This is a genomic window from Burkholderia sp. AU32262, assembly GCF_020419985.1.
Taxonomy (GTDB): domain Bacteria; phylum Pseudomonadota; class Gammaproteobacteria; order Burkholderiales; family Burkholderiaceae; genus Burkholderia; species Burkholderia semiarida.
Genome location: NZ_JAIZRS010000064.1, coordinates 1 through 2,883 on the forward strand (window position 1 = coordinate 1; position 2,883 = coordinate 2,883).

The following is a 2,883-nucleotide window of genomic DNA, read 5'->3' on the forward strand; positions in this document are numbered from 1 at the left end:
CGAACCCGGGCCGCGTGCTGCTGCCGGGGATGTTCGTGCGCGCACGGATCGAGGAAGGCGTGAACGAGAACGCGTTCCTGGTGCCGCAGATCGGCGTCACGCACGACCAGAAGGGGCAGGCGATCGCACTCGTCGTGACCGCGGCCAACAAGGTCGAGCCGCGTCCGTTGACGACGACCGGCACGTACGGCCCGAACTGGATTGTGGAAGGCGGTCTGCAGGCGGGCGATCACGTGATCGTGCAGGGCGTCGACAAGGTGCGCCCGGGCGCGACCGTGAAGACCGTCGCCGCGCAGCTCGCCCCGGCGCCGGACGCCGCATCCGCCACATCGGCAGGCGCCACGCCGGCAAGCGCCGCGCCGGCGACTACCGCGGCCAGCGCCGCAGCGAGCTCGGCCGCCGCGTCGAGCGCGCAATAACAGGGAGTCCGTTTCATGGCCAAGTTCTTTATCGATCGCCCGATCTTCGCGTGGGTGATCGCGATCGTGCTGATGCTGGCCGGCGTCGCATCGATCTTCAAGATGCCGATCGCGCAGTATCCGACGATCGCACCGCCGACGATCCAGATCCAGGCGAACTATCCGGGCGCTTCCGCGAAGACCGTGGAAGATACGGTCACGCAGGTGATCGAGCAGCAGATGAGCGGTCTCGACAACTTCCTGTACATGTCGTCGACGAGCGACGATTCGGGCAACGCGACGATCACGCTGACCTTCTCGCCCGGCACGAACCCGGACGTCGCGCAGGTGCAGGTGCAGAACAAGCTGTCGCTCGCGACGCCGAACCTGCCCCAGGTCGTGCAGCAGCTCGGCATGCAGGTCACGAAATCCAGCAGCAACTGGCTGATGTGGTTCGCGTTCAACTCCGAGGACGGCCGGATGTCGAAGGAGGATCTGACGAACTACGTGGCGTCGCACGTGCTCGACCCGCTGAGCCGCGTGAACGGCGTCGGCCAGACGCTGCTGCTCGGTTCGCAGTTCTCGATGCGGATCTGGCTCGACCCCGTCAAGCTGACCAACTACAGCCTCACGCCGACCGACGTGACGGCCGCGATCACGCAGCAGAACGTGCAGATCGCGGGCGGCCAGATCGGCGGCACGCCGGCGAAGCCGGGCACCGTGCTGCAGGCGACGATCACCGAATCGACGCTGCTGCGCACGCCCGAGCAGTTCGGCAACATCCTGCTGAAGGTCAACCAGGACGGCTCGCAGGTTCGCCTGAAGGACGTCGGCCGCGCGGCACTGGGTTCGGAGAACTACACGTTCGACACGAAGTACATGGGACAGCCGACGGCCGGCCTCGGTATCCAGCTCGCGACCGGCGCGAATGCGCTGGCGACCGCGAACGCGCTGCGGGCCAAGATCGACGAGCTGTCGAAGTACTTCCCGCATGGTCTCGTCGTGCACTACCCGTACGACACGACGCCGTTCGTGCGCCTGTCGATCGAGGAAGTGGTCAAGACGCTGATCGAGGGCATCGTGCTCGTGTTCCTCGTGATGTACCTGTTCCTGCAGAATCTGCGGGCGACGATCATCCCGACGATCGCGGTGCCGGTCGTGCTGCTCGGCACGTTCGCGATCATGGGTATCGTCGGCTTCTCGATCAACACGCTGTCGATGTTCGGCCTCGTGCTCGCGATCGGCCTGCTGGTCGACGATGCGATCGTGGTGGTCGAGAACGTCGAGCGGGTGATGGCCGAGGAGGGGTTGTCGCCGAAGGAGGCGACCCGCAAGGCGATGGGGCAGATCACCGGCGCACTCGTCGGCGTGGCGCTCGTGCTGTCGGCGGTGTTCGTGCCGGTGGCGTTCTCCGGCGGCTCGGTCGGCGCGATCTATCGTCAGTTCTCGCTGACGATCGTGTCGGCGATGGTGCTGTCGGTGCTGGTCGCGTTGATTCTCACGCCGGCGCTGTGCGCGACGATCCTGAAGCCGATCGAGAAGGGGCATCACGAAGAGAAGAAGGGTTTCTTCGGCTGGTTCAACCGGACTTTCGATCGCAGCCGGGATCGCTACACGAGCGGCGTGAACCACGTGATTCGGCGCTCCGGCCGCTGGCTCGTGATCTACCTCGCCGTGTTCCTCGCGGTCGGCGTGATGTTCGCGCGCCTGCCGAAGTCGTTCCTGCCCGATGAAGACCAGGGCTACATGTTCATGATCGTGCAGACGCCGTCAGGCTCCACGCAGGAAACGACCGGCAGGACGCTCGACAACATCAATACGTACCTGACCACCGCGGAGAAGGATGTGGTCGATTCGGTGTTCACGGTCAACGGCTTCAGCTTCGCGGGCCGCGGCCAGAACGCCGGCCTCGTGTTCGTGAAGCTGAAACCGTACGAGCAGCGCCAGCGTTCGGACCGGAAGGTGCAGGCGCTGATCGGCCGGACCTTCGCGCACTATTCGACGTACAAGGACGCGATGGTGATTCCGTTCAACCCGCCGTCGATTCCCGAACTCGGTACCGCTGCCGGTTTCGACTTCGAGCTGACGGACAACGCCGGCCTCGGTCACGAAGCGTTGATGGCCGCGCGCGGCCAGTTGCTCGGGATGGCCGCGAAGGATCCGGCGTTGGCGCTGGTGCGCCCGAACGGCCTGAACGATACGCCGCAGTACAAGGTCGACATCGATCGCGAGAAGGCGAACGCGCTCGGCGTGACGGCCGCGGCGATCGACCAGACGTTCTCGATCGCATGGGCGTCGCAGTACGTGAACAACTTCCTCGATACCGACGGCCGGATCAAGAAGGTGTACGTACAATCGGACGCGCCGTTCCGGATGACGCCGGAGGACATGAACATCTGGTACGTGCGCAACAGCTCGGGCGGGATGGTGCCGTTCAGCGCGTTCTCGAGCGGCCACTGGATCTACGGGTCGCCGAAGCTCGAGC

At 65.3% G+C, this 2,883-nt stretch carries 2 protein-coding genes; both read left to right on the forward strand.

The window, feature by feature from the left end; genetic code table 11:
- The coding region (locus LGN10_RS33285) for an HlyD family secretion protein (RefSeq protein WP_226226280.1) at positions 1 to 419 on the forward strand (419 nt) is incomplete at its 5' end.
- 15 nt (positions 420 to 434) lie between these two features.
- Positions 435 to 2,883 (forward strand): efflux RND transporter permease subunit (locus LGN10_RS33290; protein ID WP_226226281.1); only part of this gene is annotated, 2,449 nt, incomplete at its 3' end.